Raw genomic sequence first — 18,966 nt, forward strand, 5'->3', positions numbered from 1 at the left:
GGCGCCCCGCTCAGCCCCAGACCTGCGGCGCGGGCTGTCGGGTCGTGGCGTTCAACCGGTTGAAGAAGTTGGTGGTGGCGATCCAGAGCACCAGCGCGGACAGTTCCTTCTCGTCGAAGTGCCGGGCGGCCTCGTCCCAGATCTCGTCGGGCACCGCGTCGGCCCGGTCGGCGAGCCGGGTCGCGGCCTCGGCGAGCGCGAGCGCGGCCCGCTCCGCAGTGGTGAAGTACGGCGTCTCCCGCCAGGCGGCCAGCGCGAACAGCCTCTCCTCGGTCTCTCCGGCCTTCCGTGCGCTGCGCGCGCCGGAGTCGACGCACGCGCTGCATCCGTTGATCTGGCTGGCCCGCAGGTGGACCAACTCCAGCGTGCTGGTGGGGACACCGGCGGAGTGTGCCGCCTTGTAGAGCAGGTTGATCGCCTTCACCGCGTCGGGGAGCAGCATCGCGGGGTTCTGGATGCGGGCCTGCATGGTCATCTGGTCCTTGTCCTTCCTGTTACGCTCGCTGGCGTTTTCTCGCCGGAGCGTTCTCGTCCGTCACCCCGATGTCGACAGCGGGACGGGCGGCGTGACAGATGTGACTGCGGTCACGCGGAGGCCGGACGTCGGCCAGGATTGCGATGCCATGAGCGACACCGACCTGCTGGCCCGGCGCTTCGAGGAGCAGCGTCCCCGCCTGCGGTCCGTGGCCCAGCGCATGCTCGGCTCCCGGGCCGAGGCCGACGACGCGGTCCAGGACACCTGGCTGCGGCTCAGCCGCGCCGACGCCAACGGCATCGACAACCTGCCGGGGTGGCTCACCACCACTCTCGGGCGGGTCTGCCTCGATCGGCTGGGGTCGAGCGCGGCCCGCCACGAGCAGCCCGCCGAGGTCGCCGAGGACGAGCCGGCCACGGCCGCGCCCGGTGAGGTCGATCCCGAGCGGGAGGCGCTGCTCACCGAGTCGGTCGGACGGGCGCTGGACGTGGTGCTGCGGACCCTCGGTCCCACCGAACGGCTGGTCTTCGTGCTGCATGACATGTTCGCGGTGTCCTTCGACGAACTCGCTCCCGTCGTCGACCGCAGCCCGGCCGCCGTACGGCAGATCGCCAGCCGGGCCCGCCGTCGTGTGCAGAGCGGACCCGCGACGCCGGAGACGGACCGGACCCGGCAGCGTGGGGTCGTCGAGGCGTTCCTCGCCGCGTCCCGGGAGGGGCGCTTCGACGACCTGCTCAGCCTGCTCGACCCGCACGTCGTCCTGCGCTCCGACGCCACGGCCGTCAAGATGGGCGGGACGGGCGAGGCCCGCGGCTCGTCCGACGTGGCCGCCTTCTTCTCCGGTCGGGCACAGGCCGCCGTGCCGGCGTTCGTCGACGGCGCGCCGGGCGCGGTGGTGGTCGTCGGGGGCCGTACCCGCATCGTGATCAGCTTCGTCGTGACCGACCGGGTCATCGGCATCGAGGTGGTCGCCGACCCCGACCAGATCGCCGCCCTCGACCTGGTCGTCGACTGACCGGCGCGCGGGCGGGTCTGCCCGCGAAGGACCGGGGGTTCGCTGGCGGCGTGACTCGTGACCCCCGGCGTCGCGCACCGTGCACGGGCTGAATGCCGCTGCCTGAGCAGCTTCCGAGGGCGTACGAGAGGCTGCGCGCCGTGAGCCGACGGACATAGCAGATCGACTCGCCCGGCGGACGTTGTCCACAGGCGCCGAAGTTGTCCACAGGCTGGCGACACGGGGCGGCGCCGGGTGGCGGAACGGGAGCAGGGTCTCGGGTCAGCAACCCCGGAGCCCGACCGCTGGAGGCCGCGATGCCACCCCGTACCTCCGTCCCGCCGCACCGGCGCCTGCCGCTGCTCGTCACCTCGGACGGCGACCTGCTCGACGACCTGCTCCGGCTCGCCGCAGCGGGCGGCGTCGAGGTGGAACTCGCCGCCGACCCGGCGGCGGCCCGCACCCGCTGGCTGCCCGCCCCGCTCGTGCTGGTCGGCGCCGACCAGGCCCAGCCGTGCCTGCGGGCGCGGCTGCCGCAGCGGTCACGGATGGTGCTGGTCGGCCGGTCCGGGGAGCCTGATCCCGGCTTCCAGGTCGCCGAGCTGATCGGCGCCGAGCATGTGGCGGTCCTGCCGGCCGCCGAGCCGTGGCTGGTGGACCGGTTCGCCGAGTGCGGGCCGGAGGGCGCGGACCGGGGCGGTGCCCGGATCACCGCCGTGCTGGGCGGGCGTGGCGGCGCCGGGGCGAGCATCCTGGCCGGCGGGCTCGCGGTCACGGCCGCCCGTGCCCGGCTGCGCACCCTGCTCGTCGACGCCGACCCGCTCGGCGGTGGGCTCGACCTGGTGCTGGGTTGGGAGCAGTTGGAGGGCCTGCGCTGGCCTGCGCTGACCGACGCCGACGGCCGGGTGGACGCTCCGGCGCTGGTGCGGGCCCTGCCGAGCCGGGGCGACCTGGTGGTGCTCTCCTGGGACCGGGGCGACCTGCTCGCCCTGCCCACCCAGGCGATGGCGGCCACGGTCGACGCCGCCCGGCGGGGCCGGGACTTCGTGGTGGTGGACCTGCCCCGGCAACTGGACGACGCGGCCGTCACGGCACTCCAGGCGGCTGACCAGGTGTTCGTCGTCGTACCGGCCGAGCTGCGGGCCACCGCCGCGGCCGCCCGGGTGGTGGCGGCCGCCGCACCGCACTGCGCCGCGATGTCGGTGATCGTGCGCGGTCCGGCCCCGGGCCGGCTCGGGGCCGCCGAGGTGGCCCGCGCGCTCGGGCTGCCGCTCGCCGGCACGCTGCGGCCGGAGCCGGCGTTGGCCCGTGGGCTGGAGCGGGGCGAGGCGCCGGCCGCCCACGGCAGGGGGCCGTTGGCGGCCCTCTGCCAGCGCATCGTCGCCGACCTGACCGGCACGTCCGCGGCGGGTGCGGCATGACCGGGCCGTCCGAGGGCGACACCCTCGCCTCCCGGGTGCGGCAGCGGATCGCGGCCGCGGCGACCCCGGTCACCCCCGCCGCGATCGTTTCCGCCGTACGCGCGGAACCCAACGCCGCCGTGCTGGGCGACACCACCCTGCTGCGGATGGCCGACCGGGTGCACGACGACCTGCTGGGCGCCGGTCCGCTCGCGCCGCTGCTGGCCGACCCGGAGGTCACCGACGTGCTGGTCAACGGCGTCCGGGTCTGGGTGGACCGGGGGCAGGGCCTGCACCAGGTGGCGGTGCCGATCGGCACGGTCGACGACGTACGCCGGCTCGCCCAGCGGCTCACGGCCAGCGCCGGCCGGCGGCTCGACGACGGCTCGCCGTACGCGGACGCCCGGCTGCCCGACGGCACCCGGCTGCACGCCGTGCTGCCGCCGGTGGCGACCGACGGCCCCTACCTGTCCCTGCGGACGTTCCGGCAGCGGCCGTTCACCCTCGACGAGCTGGTACGCCAGGGCACGGTGCCCCGGCCGGTGGCGCCGGTGCTCTCCGCCGTGGTGGCGGCCCGGCTGGCGTACCTGGTGACCGGCGGCACCGGCTCGGGCAAGACGACTCTGCTGAACACCCTGCTCGGGCTGGTGCCGTCGACGGAGCGGATCGTGCTGGTGGAGGACGCGGCCGAGCTGCACCCCCGGCACCCGCACGTGGTCGGGTTGCAGGCCAGGACGGCCAACGTGGAGGGCTCCGGCGCGGTCGGGCTGACCGACCTGGTCCGCCAGGCGCTGCGGATGCGGCCCGACCGGCTGGTCGTCGGCGAATGCCGGGGCGGGGAGGTGGTCGACCTGCTCGCCGCCCTGAACACCGGTCACGACGGCGGTGCCGGCACCCTGCACGCCAACGCTCCCTCCGACGTGCCGGCCCGCCTGGAGGCGCTCGGGATGCTCGGCGGGCTGCCCCGCCCCGCGCTCCACGCCCAGGTGGCCGCCGCGCTCCAGGTGCTGCTCCAGGTGCGCCGGGGCGAACAGGGTCGGGTGCTGGAGTCGGTGTGCCTGCTCCTGCCCGAGGGCCCGGACCGCCTGGTCGCCGCGGTTCCCGCCTGGGTACGCGGGCGCGGCCTCGGTCCCGCCGCCCGCGCGCTCGGAGCGCTGCTGCGGGAGCGCGGCGTGCCGGTGCCGCCGGTCCTCAGCGAGCCGTGGCCCGGATCGGCGGGGCCGAAGTGAGCGCCCCGTACGCGCTGCTGGCGCTGCTGTCGATCGCGTCGGCGGTCGTCGTGGCCAACCTGCTGGGCGGCCTTCGGAGCCGGCGGCGCGCCCTCACGGGTGAGACACCCCGGAACGCGCCGGCCGGGGCGGACGACCCGCTCGTCGACTGGATCAGCGAGCTGCGCCGGGCACCGGGGCCGGACCTCCGCCCCGCCCCGCCGGACCGTCCCGCCGAGACGTTTCCCGGCCCGGCTGCAGCGGCGGTGAGCCGGACGGCCGTCCGCCCGACCTCGGCATACGAGGTCGTCTCCCGGAGCGGACCGTCCAGCCCGCCGGAGCGCTTGCCGAAGACGACCGCGTCACCGGCGTCGCCGGGTCAGGTGTCCGAGGCCGCCGCGCCGGCGCGCCGGCCGGTCGTGGCCCAGGCTGCTTCGGTCCGCCGGGTGCCTCCGAACGGGCGCGAACCGAACGGGCGCGAACCGGGCGGGCGCGAGTCGGGCGGGCGTGAACCGGGCGGCGCGGCGCAGTGGCCGCCACGGGACGTCGCGGACCGGCCGCCCTGGCCCTGGCCCGCCAGCGGCCACCCCGGCCCGTCCCGGCCGCCGGGACCCGTCCGACCACCCGCCCGGCGAGACGCGCGACGTCCCGTCGGCACGCCGGCCCCGACCGCTGCACCCTCCCGGCGACCCGACGTGCGGGCGGCCCGTCCTGCCGGTGCGGGACGGCGAGACTGGTCGGGCGTGCTGGCCACGTCGCCGAGGCGCATCCTGCCGCTGGTGGGGCTGGCCGGCGTCGCGGCCGGACTGCTGCTGGCCGGGCCGGTGGCGGCGGTGGCCGTCGGTGCCTACGGCACGCTGGCCGCCCGCGCGCTGCTCCGACGGCAGGCCGGCCAACTGGCGGACCGGGCCCGGCGACGTCGGCTGGACGAACTCTGTGGGCTGGCTGCCGATCTGCGGGCCGGCCTGCCGGTGCCGGTCGCCGGCGAGCGGCTCGCCCTGGGGCGGCCCGGAACAACCCCCGCCGGGTTCGGTCGGGAGGACGCGACGCCCGGCGACGGGCGGGCCGGCTCGGACCGGCTGGAGCGGCTGGCCCGGTCGGCCGTACGCCTCGCCGACCGGACGGGCGCGCCGCTGGCCGAGCTGCTGGAGCGCATCGAGGCCGACGCCCGCTCCACCGACCGTGGGCTGGCCGCGGCGGAGGCCCAGGCGGCCGGGGCGCGCGCCACCGCGTTGCTGCTCGCCGCCCTGCCGCTCGGCGGCATCGGGCTCGGCTACGGCATCGGCGTCGACCCCGTGGCGGTGCTGCTGCACACCCCGGTCGGCGGTGCGTGCGCGGTGGCCGCCGTCGCCCTCCAGGTCGCGGGCCTGTTCTGGGCCGAGCGGCTCGGCGCGACACCGGGACGGGCGAGCTGATGCCCCGAGCGGTGCTGGTCGCGGGCTGCCTGACGGCGGTGGCTCTGCTCACCGCGGCGTTCCTCGCCGGCCGGCGCCCTCTGCGCCGACTGCGCGCCCTGCGCGGGGCACCGCCCGGCGTACGTCCGGCCGGCTCGGCGCGGCGGCCGGTCGCTCCGGGGGCCGGTCACGAGGCGCCGGAGGATGCGCGGTCCCGACGACGGCCGGATGCGATCCGGCTCGCCGCCGGGCTGGGCGGTCTGGCCGTGGCCGTCCTGGTCGGCGGCTGGTCCGGGTTGCTGACAGCCGTGCCGGCGGCGCTGCTGCTCGACCGGTTGCTGCGCCGGATCGAGCCGCCGGCCGTACGCAGGCGGCGGCTGCGGGAGGCCGCCGACCTCCCGCTCGCCGCCGACCTTCTCGCGGCGGCGATGCGTGCGGGGGCGCCGGTGGACAGGTCCGTCCTGGCCGTGGCGGACGCGCTCGACGGGCCCCTCGCCGACCGGCTCGCCCGGGTGGGCCGATTGTTGCGGCTCGGTGGCGGCCCCGAGGAGGCGTGGGAGCCGCTCGCATCGGTGCCGGGCGCCGAGCGGCTGACGGCGGCCGTCCTGCGTTCCTCGAACAGCGGCGGGGCGCTGGCCGGCGCGCTGACCCGGCTCGCCGACGACCTGCGCGCCGACCGGGCCACCGCTGCCGAGGCGGCCGCCCGCCGCGCCGGCGTCCTCATCGTGTTGCCGCTGGGGCTCTGCTTCCTGCCGGCCTTCATTCTCGCCGGCCTGGTGCCGGTGATCGTCGCCGTTCTCGGCGACGTGCTCTGACCCACCCATGAGAAAGGACAAGCACGTGCGCAAACTTCTCGCCCGCCTGCGCGGGGACGCCGGGATGAACACGGCCGAGTACGCCGTCGGCACGCTCGCCGCCGTCGCCTTCGCCGGGATCCTGCTGAAGGTGCTGACCTCCGGCAACGTGCAGTCCGCGTTGACCGCCGTCATCGACCGGGCGCTCAAGTGAGCCGGCGCCGGTCGGCCGGCCGCGACCGGGGTTCCTTCACCGCCGAACTGGCGGCCGGCCTGCCGGCGCTCCTGCTGCTCCTGCTCGCCGGGCTGACCGCGGTGAACGCCGTCGGCACGCGGGCGGGCTGCCTGCACGCGGCCCGGGAGGCGGCGCTCGCCGCCTCCCGGGGCGAGGACGGGGTGGCCGCCGCCGGCCGGGCGGCTCCGGCGGGTGCCGAGGTCACGGTCACGGTCGACGGCCAGCGGGTCACCGCCACCGTCCGAGGGCCCGTACGCGCACTCGGCACGCGGCTGCCCCGGATCACCGTGACAGCGACCGCGGTCGCGGCCGTGGAACCCGGCGTCGCGGCGGCCCGATTGTGACCGGCTTGTCAGCGCCCCGCCGCGAAGGAACCGGCCGGGAGCGTGGTGGGGCGACGGTGTGCCTGCTCGCGGCCGGGCTGGTGTTCGTCGTGGTCGGCCTGTTCGCGGCGGCCGTCGGTGCCGCCCAGACCGCCCGTCAGCGGGCCCGGGTCGCGGCGGACTTCGGCGCGCTCGCCGGTGCCGGGCAGGCACTCCGTGGCGAGCCGGCGGCCTGCGGTCGGGCCGCCGAGATCGCCGCCGCCAACGGCGGCTCACTGCTGGGCTGCCGGCTCGACGGCCTCGACCTCCTGGTGACCGCGGAGGTGGCCGTCACCCCGCTGCCCGGCCTGGCGCGGGCCGCCACGGCGACCGCCCGCGCCGGACCGGTCCGGGCTGGCGGGGAGGGGGGCTGACCAGGAGAGAGTTGGACAAGAGAGGGTTGGTCAAAGGCCAGGTCGCCGTCGAGCGCCGCCAGGCGTACCCCGGCGCCGGCGGGTCAGCGCGCCTGGAGGGCGTCGAGGGCGACGGCCATCGCGATCACCAGGCGACGGTCGATCTGCGGGTGCTGCACCTGGACGACGTACCGGTCGCGCAGGCCCCACTGCTTGATCACCGAGAAGACGGGCTGGCCGTCGGCGACGAAGTCGAAGTGGTACGGCAGCCAGGACAGCGAGTCGACGAAGCGCCGCAGCAGCGCCACCGGCATGCTGCGTTCCTGGCCGGTGATCTGCGGCAGGCCGGCCTGCTCGACGTGCCAGGTGGACCTGAGCAGCGACTGGGCGAAGTCCTTGCGGAACAGGCCGATCGGGTTGCCGGCGTGGTCGGTCACGTCGTACGCGGCGCCGATGTCGAGGCGCTGGCGGGCCTTGAAGCCGAGCAACGGCTGCTGCTTCGAGTCGTCGGTGTAGATCGTCACCTGCTCCTTGAAGGCGAGCCGCTTCTGCTGGGCGAACGCCAGCATCCCGCCTTCGGATCCGTCCGGTGCGACGGCGTGGACCTCGTACTGGTTGACCATCATCCGGATCCGCTGCCGGATGTGGAACTGCTGCTGGGCCTGCAAGGCGTCGGGCTGCATGAGATCTCCTTCGGGGGTGGGCCGGAGTGTCGCACAGGCTCAACCGTTCCGCCCGCCCACAGGTAGCGAGCGGCCCACCGCTCCGCTACCGCCGGAACCCGCCGCGCGGGACGGCAAAGCGCTTGGCGACCGGTCAGTCCCGGACGGGAGCGTCGCCCGCCGCGGCGCGGCGAGGATCCGGGACGGCGCCGGCATCCCCGGCCGGGCGGGGCGCCGGTACGCCGTCGGGCAGGTTGGCGAGTACCACGTCCAGCACCTTCACCGCGTCCGGCTTGGAGAGCGGGTTGTTGCCGTTGCCGCACTTCGGGGACTGCACGCAGGACGGGCAGCCCGTCTCGCAGCCGCACTCCGCGATCGCGTCCCGGGTGGCCCGCAGCCAGGCCGCCGCCGTCCCGTACGCGCGCTCCGCGAACCCCGCCCCGCCGGGGTGCCCGTCGTAGACGAAGACCGTCGGGGCCTCCGTGTCCGGGTGCACGGCGGTGGAGAGCCCGCCGATGTCCCAGCGGTCGCAGGTGGCGGTGAGCGGCAGCAGCCCGATCGCGGCGTGCTCGGCGGCGTGCAGCGCGCCCGGCACGTCGGCCGGCTCCACGCCGGCGGCCGCCAGGGACTGCGGCGACAGGGTGAACCAGACCGCCACGGTGCGCAGTTCCCGGGCCGGCAGGTCCAGCGGGCGGGTGTCGATGACCTCGCCGGAGGCGATCCGCCGCCGCTGGTACGACACCACCTGGCTGGTCACGTCGACCTCGCCGAGGAAGAGGCCGACGGGCCCGGCGTCCACGTACGAGCGGACCGACACCACCGACAGCGAGGTGACGTCCCGGGCGTGGGTGGACCAGTCCGGCTCCTCGGGGTGCACCAGCGCGCACCCGTCGGCCAGGTCGAGCGAGTCGACCACGTACGAGACGCCCTGGTGCAGGTAGACCGCGCCGGGGTGGAGCAGGAAGTGTGACGAACCGCCGTCGACGGTGCCGAGCAGCCGCCCGGTGGCCGCCTCGACCACGCAGACGGGCTCGCCGCCCTCGCCGCGCAGGTCCACCTCCGGCCGTTCCCGGTGCCGCCAGTACCAGCCGGTCGGCCGCTGCCGCAGCGCCCCCGCCGCCACGAGCTGGTCCACCGCCTCCTTGGCCCCGTCGCCGAAGAGTTCCAGGTCGGCCGGGGTCAGCGGCGCCTCGACCGCCGCGCAGGCGAGCTGCGGCGCCAGCACGTACGGGTTGGCGGGGTCGAGCACGGTCGCCTCCACCGGCCGGCCGAACAGCGCCTCCGGGTGGTGCACCAGATAGGTGTCGAGCGGGTCGTCCCGGGCGACCAGCACGGCGAGCGCCTCCTGCCCGGAGCGCCCGGCCCGGCCGGCCTGCTGCCACAGCGAGGCCCGCGTGCCCGGGTAACCGCAGATCAGTACCGCGTCGAGCCCGATCAGGTCGACGCCCAGTTCCAGCGCGTTGGTCGAGGCCAGCCCGAGCAGGTCGCCGTGCAGCAGCGCGCGCTCCAGCTCGCGTCGCTCCTCGCGCAGGTAGCCGGCCCGGTAGGCGGCCACCCGGTCGCCGAGGCCGGGCACCGCCTCGTCGAGGGCGCGCCGGGCGTTCGCGGCGACCACCTCGGCGCCGCGCCGGGAGCGCACGAAGGCCAGCGTGCGTACCCCCTCGGCGACCGTGTCGGCGAGGAGGTCGGCGGTCTCCCGCAGCGCCGACCGGCGGACCTGGGTGAGGTCCGCCGGCTGGTCCGCGTGGGACTCCGGCGGCAGCAGCGGGGGCTCCCAGAGCGCGAAGGTCACCCCGCCGCGCGGCGAGGTGTCCTCGGTGACGGCGGCGACGGGCAGCCCGGTGAGCCGACCGGCCGCCGCCGCCGGGTCGCCCGACGTGGCGGAGGCCAGCACGAACACGGGTGTACGACCGAACCGGGCGCACTGCCGTCGCAGGCGGCGCAGTACGTGCGCGACGTGCGAGCCGAAGACACCCCGGTAGGTGTGGCACTCGTCGATCACCACGTACGCGAGCCGGCGCAGGAACCCGGACCACTGGGCGTGGCCGGGCAGGATGCCGTGGTGCAGCATGTCCGGGTTGGTCAGCACGAACCGGGAGTGCCGCCGGATCCACTCCCGCTCGGCGCGCGGGGTGTCGCCGTCGTAGCAGGCGGGGCGTACCCCCTCCAGCTCCAGCGCGGCGACGGCGCGCAACTGGTCGGCGGCGAGCGCCTTCGTCGGCGCCAGGTAGAGCACGGTGGCCCGGGGGTCGGCGAGCAGGGTGGCCAGCGCGGGGAGCTGGTAGGCCAGGGACTTGCCGGACGCGGTGCCGGTGGCGACCACCACGTGCTGGCCGTCGTACGCCAGGGTGGCGGCCTCGGCCTGGTGCCGCCAGGGCGCGACCACGCCGCGCCGGGCGAACGCCGCGCGCAGCTCCTCGGGCGCCCAGCCCGGCCAGGGGGCGGGCTCGCCGGCCCGGGCCGGGACCCGTTCGACGTGGGTGACCGGATCGACGCCGTTGCGGGCGCGCAGCCGGCCCAGCAGATCGGCGGGCGATCGCCCGGGACCGGTGCCCGCGGATACGGTGACCTCGGACGACGGCTTCAGGCCGTGGCCTGACGGCGGGCGCGCCGAGCCGGAGATGTCGGACGACGGCTTCAGGTCGTGGCCTGACGGCGGGCGCGCCGAGTCGGAGATGTCGGACGACGGCTTCAGGTCGTGGCCTGACGGCGGGCGCGCCGAGCCGGAGATGTCGGACGACGGCTTCAGGTCGTGGCGCGGCGTCAGACGCGCCGAGCTGAAGTCGTCGGAGGTCACGTCCTGCACTCTCGCACTGGTGTTCGGAGATGAAAAGCGGGGGCCCGGGGTATGGGGATGCCTCCGCCGGTGAGCAGAGCCGTATCCGGCGGGGATGGTTAGATGCCCAGGAGAGTTTACGGCTCTTGCGAGGGAGGACCGATGGAGCTGTCGCTGGCGACCCGCACCGTGGGCGAGCACACAGTGCTTGAGGTCGGCGGTGAGGTGGACGTCTACACCGCCCCCCGGCTGCGGGAACGGCTCCTCGAACTGATCGACGGCGGGGCCCGCCACGTCGTGGTCGACCTCGGCCGGGTCGACTTTCTCGACTCCACCGGCCTGGGCGTGCTGGTGGGCGCGCTGAAGCGGCTGCGCTCGGCCGGCGGTTCGTTCGCCCTGGTCTGCGACAAGGAGCCGCTGCTCAAGATCTTCCGGATCACCGCGCTCGACCAGGTCTTCCCGCTGCATCCGACGGTCGACGCGGCGATCGGCGCGGGCCCGGCCGGCGCTGGCGCGTGATGGCCACGGTCCGGCTCTCCTTCTCGCCGGCCCCGGTGCACGTACGCACCGCGCGCCTGGTCGGCGTGGCGGTCGCGCGGCGGGCCGGGGTCCGCGAGGACCTGCTCGACGAGGTGCGCCTGGCCATCGGCGAGGCGTGCACGCGCGCGGTCGCCCTGCACCGGCAGTACGGCGTGCCGGACCCGGTGCTCGTCGAGATGTCCGACAGCGGGGCGTACGCGGTGCGGGTGGTCGACCGCGCGCCGATCGAGGCCGGCCTCGGCCTGGCCGCGCTGGACGCCGACCAGCTCGCCAACGAGTCACTCAACGAGGACGATCTCACCACCGGCGTCGGCTTCGCGCTGCTCGCCGGCTTCGTCGAGGATCTGCAGGTCCGCCCGGTCGACGAGGGCATCGGCACCGAGGTGCGGATGGTCTGGCCCGTGGGCCGCTGAAGCTGGGCCGCCCCGGCCCCCGGCGAGGGTCGGGGCGATTCTCCACCGCCCTCCGGCAGAGGGCGTCGCGCACCGTCAGGCCGCGTCCCGGGTAGGGGCGCGGCCTCCTTGTCATGGACGGACCCCTATATCAGATTTTTCCTCATAACACAGCGACGAAGATCATCGAGACAGGGTGCCCCCTCGGTGTGACCTCCGACACTGCGGAGGGCTACAGTACGCGGGTTGTCAGCAAGTGATCGCATCCCGCAACCAGCGGGAACGGTGTCATCGCTGATCCGCCGGGGTGGGTTGGCGCGCGCTTGCGAATCCGCATCCAGGCGCCGGGTCGGTGCGTCTCCACCGGCCGGCGCGAGCGTTCGGTACAGGAGGACACAGATGTCCGACACCTTGGCCGCCGAGGGCGGCGGGATCTCCCTCACCGGAAACAACGTCACGTACGTCGTCATCGCCGCGGTGATCGCGCTGGTGGCGCTCGCCTTCGCCGCGGCACTGACGAAGGCCGTACTGGCAGCCGGCAAGGGCACCACGAACATGCAGGAGATCTCCGGCGCGGTCCAGGAGGGCGCCTCGGCCTACCTGCTCCGGCAGTTCCGTACCCTGGCGATCTTCGTGGTCATCGCCGTGGTGCTGCTCTTCCTGCTGCCGGTGCACGACACCGACGGCAACGAGACGGCGGTGAAGATCGGGCGCTCCGCCTTCTTCGTCGTCGGTGCGCTGTTCAGCGCGTTCATCGGCGGCGCCGGCATGTGGCTGGCCACCCGGGCCAACCTGCGGGTCGCCGCCGCCGCCCGGGAACGGCAGGGCGGCCGCGAGGGCGCCATGAAGATCGCCTTCCGCACCGGCGGCGTCGTCGGCTTCCTCACCGTCGGGCTCGGCCTCTTCGGCGCCGCGCTGGTCGTGCTCTTCTACCGGGGCGACGCGCCGACCGTGCTGGAGGGCTTCGGCTTCGGCGCGGCGCTGCTCGCCATGTTCATGCGGGTCGGCGGCGGCATCTTCACCAAGGCCGCCGACGTGGGCGCCGACCTGGTCGGCAAGGTCGAGCAGGGCATCCCCGAGGACGATCCGCGCAACGCCGCCACCATCGCCGACAACGTGGGCGACAACGTCGGTGACTGCGCCGGCATGGCCGCCGACCTCTTCGAGTCGTACGCCGTGACCCTGGTGGCCGCGCTGATCCTCGGCCGCGCCGCCTTCGGCGAGCAGGGCCTGGTCTTCCCGCTGATCATCTCCACCATCGGCGTGCTCATCGCGATCGTCGGCGTCTTCATCACCCGGCTGCGCGCCTCGGACCGCAGCGGCCTGACCGCGATCAACCGGGCCTTCTACATCTCCGCGCTGCTGTCCGCGGTGCTGGTCGCGGTCGCCACGTACGCGTACCTGCCGGCCACCTTCGCGGAGCTGGAGGGCGGGCTGACCGACGTCGACGAGAACCCGCGGGTCGTCGCCATCGGCGCGGTCGTCATCGGCATCGTGCTGGCCGCCGCGATCCAGGCGCTGACCGGCTACTTCACCGAGACCGACCGGCGCCCGGTGCAGGACATCGGCAAGAGCTCGCAGACCGGCCCCGCCACCGTCATCCTCGCCGGCATCAGCGTCGGCCTGGAGTCGGCGGTCTACTCGGCCCTGCTGATCGGCGCCGGCGTGTTCGGCGCGTTCCTGCTCGGCGGCAGCTCCATCACGCTCTCGCTGTTCGCCGTGGCGCTGGCCGGCACCGGCCTGCTCACCACGGTCGGCGTGATCGTCGCGATGGACACGTTCGGCCCGATCTCCGACAACGCCCAGGGCGTGGCGGAGATGTCCGGCGACATCGACGAGCACGGCGCCCGGACGCTGACCGAGCTGGACGCGGTCGGCAACACCACCAAGGCGATCACCAAGGGCATCGCGATCGCCACGGCGGTGCTCGCCGCGACGGCGCTCTTCGGCTCCTACACCGACACGCTGCGCACCGCGTACTCGGACGCGGGGGTGGGCGACGTCGGCGCCGAGATCCTCAACTCGCTGAACGTGGCCAACCCGCGCAACCTGGTCGGCCTGATCATCGGCGCGGCGGTGGTCTTCCTCTTCTCCGGGCTGGCCATCAACGCGGTCTCCCGCTCGGCCGGCGCGGTCGTGATGGAGGTCCGCCGGCAGTTCCGCGAGCTGCCCGGGATCATGGACCGCACCCAGCGCCCCGAGTACGGCAAGGTCGTCGACATCTGCACCCGGGACGCGCAGCGCGAGCTGATGACCCCCGGCCTGCTCGCCATCCTCGCCCCGATCGCGGTCGGCTTCGGTCTCGGGCCGGGCGCGCTCGCGGCGTACCTGGCCGGGGCGATCGGGGCCGGCACGCTGATGGCGGTCTTCCTGGCCAACTCCGGTGGCGCCTGGGACAACGCCAAGAAGCTGGTGGAGGACGGCGCGTACGGCGGCAAGGGCTCCGAGTCGCACGCCGCGACCGTCATCGGCGACACCGTCGGCGACCCGTTCAAGGACACCGCCGGCCCGGCGATCAACCCGCTGATCAAGGTGATGAACCTGGTCTCGCTGCTGATCGCGCCGGCCGTGGTGGCATGGAGCGTGGGCGACGAGAAGAACACCGCCCTGCGGGTCGGCATCGCCGTGGCGGCGACGCTGATCGTCGTCGCGGCGGTGGTGTTCAGCAAGCGCAAGGGCGTGGCGATGTCCGACTCCGGCGCCGGCACCGGCGCGGGCAGCCCGGACCAGCGGCCGGAGACGGTCAACGCCTGATCCGTCCGGCGTCCGGTCCCCGGTCGGCCCGCGTGGCCGGCCGGGGACTGTCCGTGCCGCCCGGCAAACCTGACCGGTGCCCCGGCTCGACACAGGTCGTACGCTGCTTCGCATGCGCACGTGCCGGGCGACAACCGCCGGAAAGCTCACGGTGGTCCTGGCCACGCTCGCCCTCGTGCTGGCGGGCTGCGGCGGCGGCCCCAGCCCGCAGGCGTGGGCGGCGTCGGTCTGCTCGGCGCTCACCCCGTGGCGGGCCGAGATCAGCAAGCTGACCAGCAGCACCGACCAGCAGATGACCGCCCAGACCACCCCGGCGCAGGCGAAGGAGAACCTGGTGCGGCTCTTCGGCGGCGCGGAGCAGGCCAGCGAGACCGCGCGGCGCAAGGTCGAGCAGGCCGGCATCCCGGAGGCCGAGCACGGCGCGGAGGTCTCCGCCGGATTCCGCGAGTCCCTGGAGAAGATGCGCGACGCGTACGGCCGGGCGCGCGACACCATCGACGGGCTGAGCACCGGCCAGCCGGCCGCCTTCTACGACGGCGTCCGGGCCGCCGTGGACACCCTGAACAAGGAGTACGACGCCAGCGCGCTCGACACCAGCCGGCTCAACTCGGAGGAGCTGAAACGGGCCTTCGACGAGGTGCCGGAGTGTCGCTGAGCGGGACCGGTGGGTCGGACGGCCTGACGCCGCCCGCGCTCTTCCCGGCCCCCGAGCCGGACCGGGTGGCGCCGGCGCCCCGCCGGGCCGCCCCGCCCCCGTCGGTCGACGCCGACGACTCCGCCCGGCAACTGCCCTTCTTCGCCGCCGACGCGGCGGACCCGTCCCTCGCCGACCTCGCCGGGCTGCTCGCCGGTCCGGGCGAGGTGGTCCGGATGGGCGGGACGGCCCGTCTGTCGGTGGTCGTGGACGCCGCCTGGCGCGTGCACGTGCTCGTCGCCGAGCTGGCGCTGCGTGGGGTGGCGGCCACCTGGGAGGCGACCGCCGACGGGCGGCACGCGGTGCGCACCTCGTACGCCCGGACCCTGAAGCCGCTCGCGGTGGCCTGGCTGCGCGGCTCCGGCAAGCGTCCGCCCGCCGGCTTCCACCTCAACGGCCGGCGGCTGCGGCTCTGGCTCGCCGCGGCGGGGGTGGCCGAGCCGCCCGGCTACCTGCTCCGGCTCGGCGCGGCCGACGAGGAGTGCTGGGAGCCGGTCGGCGGCGCGCTCGCCGCGGTCGGCCTGTCCGGGGCGCTGCTGGGGCCGGCTGACGGCGGCCCGGCGTACCGGATCACCGGCCGCCGCCGGCTCGCCCGCCTGGCCGAGCTGGTCGGCGACCCGCCGCCCGCCGCCCCGCCGGCGGCCTGGCCCGCCCGGCCCTGACCCGGCCCGCTCTGCGGCCGGCCCGGCCGGCTGGCCCCGGCCGGCTGGCCCCGGCCCGTCTCACCCCGCCGGCCCTGACCCGGCCCGCCTGCCGGCCCTGACCCGTCCCGCCCCGCCGATGTCCGATCCGGGACAGCCGGATGCGGGAATCCGCAGGAAAACGGCCGGGTGGCGCGTCGGCCGAGGGTCCGCCATCGTCACAGTGTCACGCCTTCCGGCACACGCACGGTGTACGGTGGCGCCGTCCGGCACCGCCGGAGAGAAGGTGCCGCTCCGCCGGGGGCGGTTTGCCGCCCGCGAAACCCGAAACGTGGGCAGCGCGTTACGTTGGACATCCGGACCGCCGGGGGCCGGCGGGTCGGAAGCGGACCCCAACCGGGCACCGCGCGGCTGCGAGCAGGAGTGAGGTCGGGGAGAGACGTGCCGAGCAACGCTGGAACCACCCGTCTGGTCATCGTCGAGTCACCGGCGAAGGCCAAGACGATCTCGGGCTACCTCGGCCCGGGGTACGTCGTGGAGGCCAGCTTCGGCCACGTCCGGGACCTTCCGCGCAACGCCGCCGACGTGCCGGCGAAGTACAAGGGCGAGCCGTGGGCGCGGCTCGGGGTGGACGTCGACAACGGCTTCCACGCCCTCTACGTGGTCTCCGCCGACCGCAAGCAGCAGATCAGCAAGCTGGTGAAGCTGGCCAAGGAGGTCGACGAGATCTTCCTGGCGACGGACGAGGACCGCGAGGGCGAGGCGATCGCCTGGCACCTGGTGGAGACGCTCAAGCCCAAGGTGCCGGTCAAGCGGATGGTCTTCCACGAGATCACCAAGCCGGCGATCCAGGCGGCGGTGGCCAACCCGCGCGAGATCGACCGGGATCTGGTCGACGCCCAGGAGGCCCGCCGCATCCTCGACCGGCTCTACGGCTACGAGGTCTCTCCGGTCCTGTGGAAGAAGGTCATGCCGAAGCTCTCGGCGGGCCGGGTGCAGTCCGTGGCGACCCGGATCGTGGTGGAGCGGGAGCGGCAGCGGATGGCCTTCCGCACGGCCGAGTACTGGGACATCCTGGCCACCCTCGCCGTGGCGAACGCCGGCGAGGGGCCGCGCAACTTCAACGCCACCCTGGTCGCGCTCAACGGCGACCGCATCGCCACCGGCAAGGACTTCGAGCCGACCACGGGTCGCGTGAAGGCCGGCGCCGGGGTGGTCCACCTGGACGAGGGCGGGGCCCGGGGGCTCGCGGCCCGCCTGGAGGGTCGGCCGTTCACCGTCACCCGCGTCGAGGAGAAGCCCTACCGGCGTCGCCCGTACGCGCCGTTCATCACCTCCACGCTCCAGCAGGAGGCGGCCCGCAAGCTGCGGTTCTCGTCGCAGCAGACGATGCGCACCGCGCAGCGCCTCTACGAGAACGGCTACATCACCTACATGCGTACCGACTCGGTGAACCTGTCGGAGACCGCCATCGCGGCGGCCCGCCGGCAGATCGTCGAGCTGTACGGCGAGCGCAGCGTGCCGCCGGAGCCGCGCCGCTACACCGGCAAGGTGAAGAACGCGCAGGAGGCGCACGAGGCGATCCGCCCGGCGGGGGACAACTTCCGCACCCCGGGCGACGTGGCCAAGGAGCTGTCGGCCGAGGAGTTCAAGCTCTACGAGCTGATCTGGCGGCGCACCATCGCCTCGCAGATGACCGACGCCGTCGGCTCCAGCGTCTCGGTGCGCATCCGCGCCGTCTCCTCCGCGCAGGAGGAGGCCGACTTCGGCGCCACCGGTAAGACGATCACCGACCCGGGCTTCCTGCGCGCGTACGTCGAGTCGAGCGACGACGAGAACGCCGAGGCCGAGGACGCCGAGCGGCGGCTGCCCACCCTCGTCAAGGACCAGCCCCTCACCGCCGACGAGCTGGCCGCGCAGGGCCACCACACCCAGCCGCCGTCGCGCTACACCGAGGCGTCGCTGGTCAAGGCCCTCGAAGAGCTGGGCATCGGCCGTCCCTCGACGTACGCGTCAATCATGCAGACCATCCAGGACCGCGGGTACGTCTTCAAGCGCGGCCAGGCGATGATCCCGTCGTTCCTGGCGTTCGCCGTGATCGGCCTGCTGGAGCGGCACTACCCGCGGCTGGTCGACTACGACTTCACGGCCAGCATGGAGAACGAGCTGGACGAGATCGCCGGTGGCGACCACGCGGCGGTCGACTTCCTCACCGCGTTCTACTTCGGCAGCGCCAACGGCGCCGGCGACCGGGACATCGCCCGCTCCGGGGGGCTGAAGAAGCTGGTCACCGAGAACCTCAGCGAGATCGACGCGCGCAGCGTCAACTCGATCCCGCTGTTCACCGACGACGAGGGCCGCGAGGTCGTCGTCCGGGTCGGCCGCTACGGTCCGTACCTCCAGCGGGCGGTGCCGGGCGAGCAGCCGGCGCCCGCCGCGGAGGGCGAGGAGGGCGGCGGCCAGGGCGACCGGGCGCCGATCCCCGAGGGGCTGGCGCCGGACGAGCTGACCCCGGAGAAGGTGCACGAGCTGTTCCTCGGCGGCGGGGGCGAGCGGAAGCTCGGCGACGACCCGGCCACCGGCGAGCCGATCCTGCTCAAGTCGGGTCGCTTCGGCCCGTACGTGGCCAGCGGCGAGCGCAAGTCGTCGCTGCTGCGCTCGCAGTCGCCGGACTCGCTCACCTTCGACGAGGCGCTGAAGCTGCTCAGCCTGCCCCGGCTGGTCGGCGTGGCCCCGGACGGCGTCGAGGTCTTCGCGAACAACGGCCGCTACGGCCCGTACGTCAAGCGCGGCGACGAGTTCCGCTCGCTGGACTCCGAGGACAAGATGTTCACCGTCACGCTGGACGAGGCGCTGGCCCTGCTGGCCGCTCCGAAGACCCGCCAGCGTCGGGCCGCCGCGCCGCCGCTGCGGGAGATGGGCGTCGACCCGCTGACCGAGAAGCCGCTGGTCATCAAGGACGGCCGGTTCGGCCCGTACGTCACGGACGGCGAGACCAACGCGTCGCTGCGCCGGGGCCAGACCCCGGAGGCGCTGAGCATCGAGGAAGCCTCCGAGATGCTCGCCGAGAAGCGGGCGAAGGGCCCGGCGCCGAAGAAGAAGGCCGCCGCGAAGAAGGCGCCCGCCAAGAAGGCCACGGCGACGAAGGCCACGGCCACGAAGAAGACGGCCGCGGCGACCAAGTCCACGGCCGCCAAGAAGACGACGACGGCCAAGGCGACGACGGCGAAGAAGGCCCCGGCCAAGAAGGCGGCCCCCCGAAAGGCCACCACCACCGCCGACTGACCCGGCC

Annotated in this window: 17 protein-coding genes; 14 read left to right on the forward strand and 3 right to left on the reverse strand. The window is 74.9% G+C overall.

Annotated features, from left to right (window positions below; translation table 11 throughout):
• Positions 1-10: 10 nt before the first annotated feature.
• Positions 11-469 carry a carboxymuconolactone decarboxylase family protein gene (locus tag ACFY23_RS02890; protein ID WP_350683832.1) on the reverse strand — a complete coding sequence of 153 codons (459 nt, stop codon included), beginning with the start codon at positions 467-469 and terminating at the stop codon, positions 11-13.
• A gap of 154 nt (positions 470-623) precedes the next feature.
• Between ACFY23_RS02890 and ACFY23_RS02895 the strand changes: the two genes are divergently transcribed.
• From ACFY23_RS02895 to ACFY23_RS02930, 8 genes are all read left to right on the forward strand, one after another.
• Positions 624-1,490 (forward strand): sigma-70 family RNA polymerase sigma factor, encoded by an 867-nt coding sequence (locus ACFY23_RS02895; protein ID WP_350683801.1) that lies wholly within the window; start codon positions 624-626, stop codon positions 1,488-1,490.
• A 296-nt stretch (positions 1,491-1,786) separates the two neighbouring features.
• Positions 1,787-2,890, forward strand: coding sequence for a septum site-determining protein Ssd (gene ssd / locus ACFY23_RS02900; protein WP_350818910.1), 1,104 nt, complete (start codon positions 1,787-1,789; stop codon positions 2,888-2,890).
• A complete protein-coding gene (locus ACFY23_RS02905) occupies positions 2,887-4,098 on the forward strand; it encodes a TadA family conjugal transfer-associated ATPase (RefSeq protein ID WP_350686913.1) in 1,212 nt (403 codons plus the stop codon). Before ssd ends, ACFY23_RS02905 begins: the two co-directional genes overlap by 4 nt.
• 323 nt (positions 4,099-4,421) lie before the next feature.
• Positions 4,422-5,492 carry a hypothetical protein gene (locus tag ACFY23_RS02910; RefSeq protein WP_387035892.1) on the forward strand — a complete coding sequence of 357 codons (1,071 nt, stop codon included), beginning with the start codon at positions 4,422-4,424 and terminating at the stop codon, positions 5,490-5,492.
• Positions 5,492-6,286, forward strand: a complete 795-nt coding sequence (locus ACFY23_RS02915; RefSeq protein WP_387035483.1) for a type II secretion system F family protein — start codon at positions 5,492-5,494, stop codon at positions 6,284-6,286. Before ACFY23_RS02910 ends, ACFY23_RS02915 begins: the two co-directional genes overlap by 1 nt.
• A gap of 7 nt (positions 6,287-6,293) precedes the next feature.
• Positions 6,294-6,479: a DUF4244 domain-containing protein gene (locus ACFY23_RS02920; RefSeq protein WP_350686911.1), complete on the forward strand. Its 186-nt coding sequence runs from the start codon at positions 6,294-6,296 to the stop codon at positions 6,477-6,479.
• Positions 6,476-6,844: a TadE family type IV pilus minor pilin gene (locus ACFY23_RS02925; protein WP_350686909.1), complete on the forward strand. Its 369-nt coding sequence runs from the start codon at positions 6,476-6,478 to the stop codon at positions 6,842-6,844. The genes ACFY23_RS02920 and ACFY23_RS02925 overlap by 4 nt, the downstream gene beginning before the upstream one ends.
• Positions 6,841-7,236, forward strand: a complete 396-nt coding sequence (locus tag ACFY23_RS02930) for an Rv3654c family TadE-like protein (protein WP_387035479.1) — start codon at positions 6,841-6,843, stop codon at positions 7,234-7,236. The genes ACFY23_RS02925 and ACFY23_RS02930 overlap by 4 nt, the downstream gene beginning before the upstream one ends.
• An 83-nt stretch (positions 7,237-7,319) precedes the next feature.
• Here ACFY23_RS02930 and ACFY23_RS02935 read toward each other — a convergent pair whose 3' ends face one another.
• Together ACFY23_RS02935 and ACFY23_RS02940 are read right to left on the reverse strand one after the other, a co-directional pair.
• On the reverse strand, positions 7,320-7,898 hold the full coding sequence (locus ACFY23_RS02935) for a hypothetical protein (protein WP_350686906.1): 579 nt from the start codon (positions 7,896-7,898) through the stop codon (positions 7,320-7,322).
• Positions 7,899-8,031: 133 nt separating this feature from the next.
• Positions 8,032-10,464, reverse strand: coding sequence for a DEAD/DEAH box helicase (locus ACFY23_RS02940; protein WP_387035887.1), 2,433 nt, complete (start codon positions 10,462-10,464; stop codon positions 8,032-8,034).
• A gap of 351 nt (positions 10,465-10,815) precedes the next feature.
• Between ACFY23_RS02940 and ACFY23_RS02945 the strand changes: the two genes are divergently transcribed.
• The 6 genes from ACFY23_RS02945 (at position 10,816) to topA (ending at position 18,959) form a co-directional block, all read left to right on the forward strand.
• On the forward strand, positions 10,816-11,172 hold the full coding sequence (locus ACFY23_RS02945) for an STAS domain-containing protein (RefSeq protein ID WP_091099109.1): 357 nt from the start codon (positions 10,816-10,818) through the stop codon (positions 11,170-11,172).
• Positions 11,172-11,606, forward strand: a complete 435-nt coding sequence (locus ACFY23_RS02950) for an ATP-binding protein (protein WP_350684273.1) — start codon at positions 11,172-11,174, stop codon at positions 11,604-11,606. The genes ACFY23_RS02945 and ACFY23_RS02950 overlap by 1 nt, the downstream gene beginning before the upstream one ends.
• Positions 11,607-11,984: 378 nt before the next feature.
• The gene (locus tag ACFY23_RS02955; protein ID WP_350684274.1) at positions 11,985-14,339 is read left to right on the forward strand and encodes a sodium-translocating pyrophosphatase; all 2,355 of its coding nucleotides are present in this window, start codon (positions 11,985-11,987) and stop codon (positions 14,337-14,339) included.
• A gap of 112 nt (positions 14,340-14,451) precedes the next feature.
• A complete protein-coding gene (locus ACFY23_RS02960) occupies positions 14,452-14,994 on the forward strand; it encodes a hypothetical protein (RefSeq protein WP_350684275.1) in 543 nt (180 codons plus the stop codon).
• A complete protein-coding gene (locus ACFY23_RS02965) occupies positions 14,991-15,695 on the forward strand; it encodes a hypothetical protein (protein ID WP_350684286.1) in 705 nt (234 codons plus the stop codon). The genes ACFY23_RS02960 and ACFY23_RS02965 overlap by 4 nt, the downstream gene beginning before the upstream one ends.
• A 420-nt stretch (positions 15,696-16,115) precedes the next feature.
• A complete protein-coding gene (gene topA / locus ACFY23_RS02970; RefSeq protein ID WP_350684276.1) occupies positions 16,116-18,959 on the forward strand; it encodes a type I DNA topoisomerase in 2,844 nt (947 codons plus the stop codon).
• Positions 18,960-18,966 lie beyond the last annotated feature (7 nt).

The organism is Micromonospora sp. NPDC000121, assembly GCF_042899165.1.
Lineage (GTDB): Bacteria > Actinomycetota > Actinomycetes > Mycobacteriales > Micromonosporaceae > Micromonospora.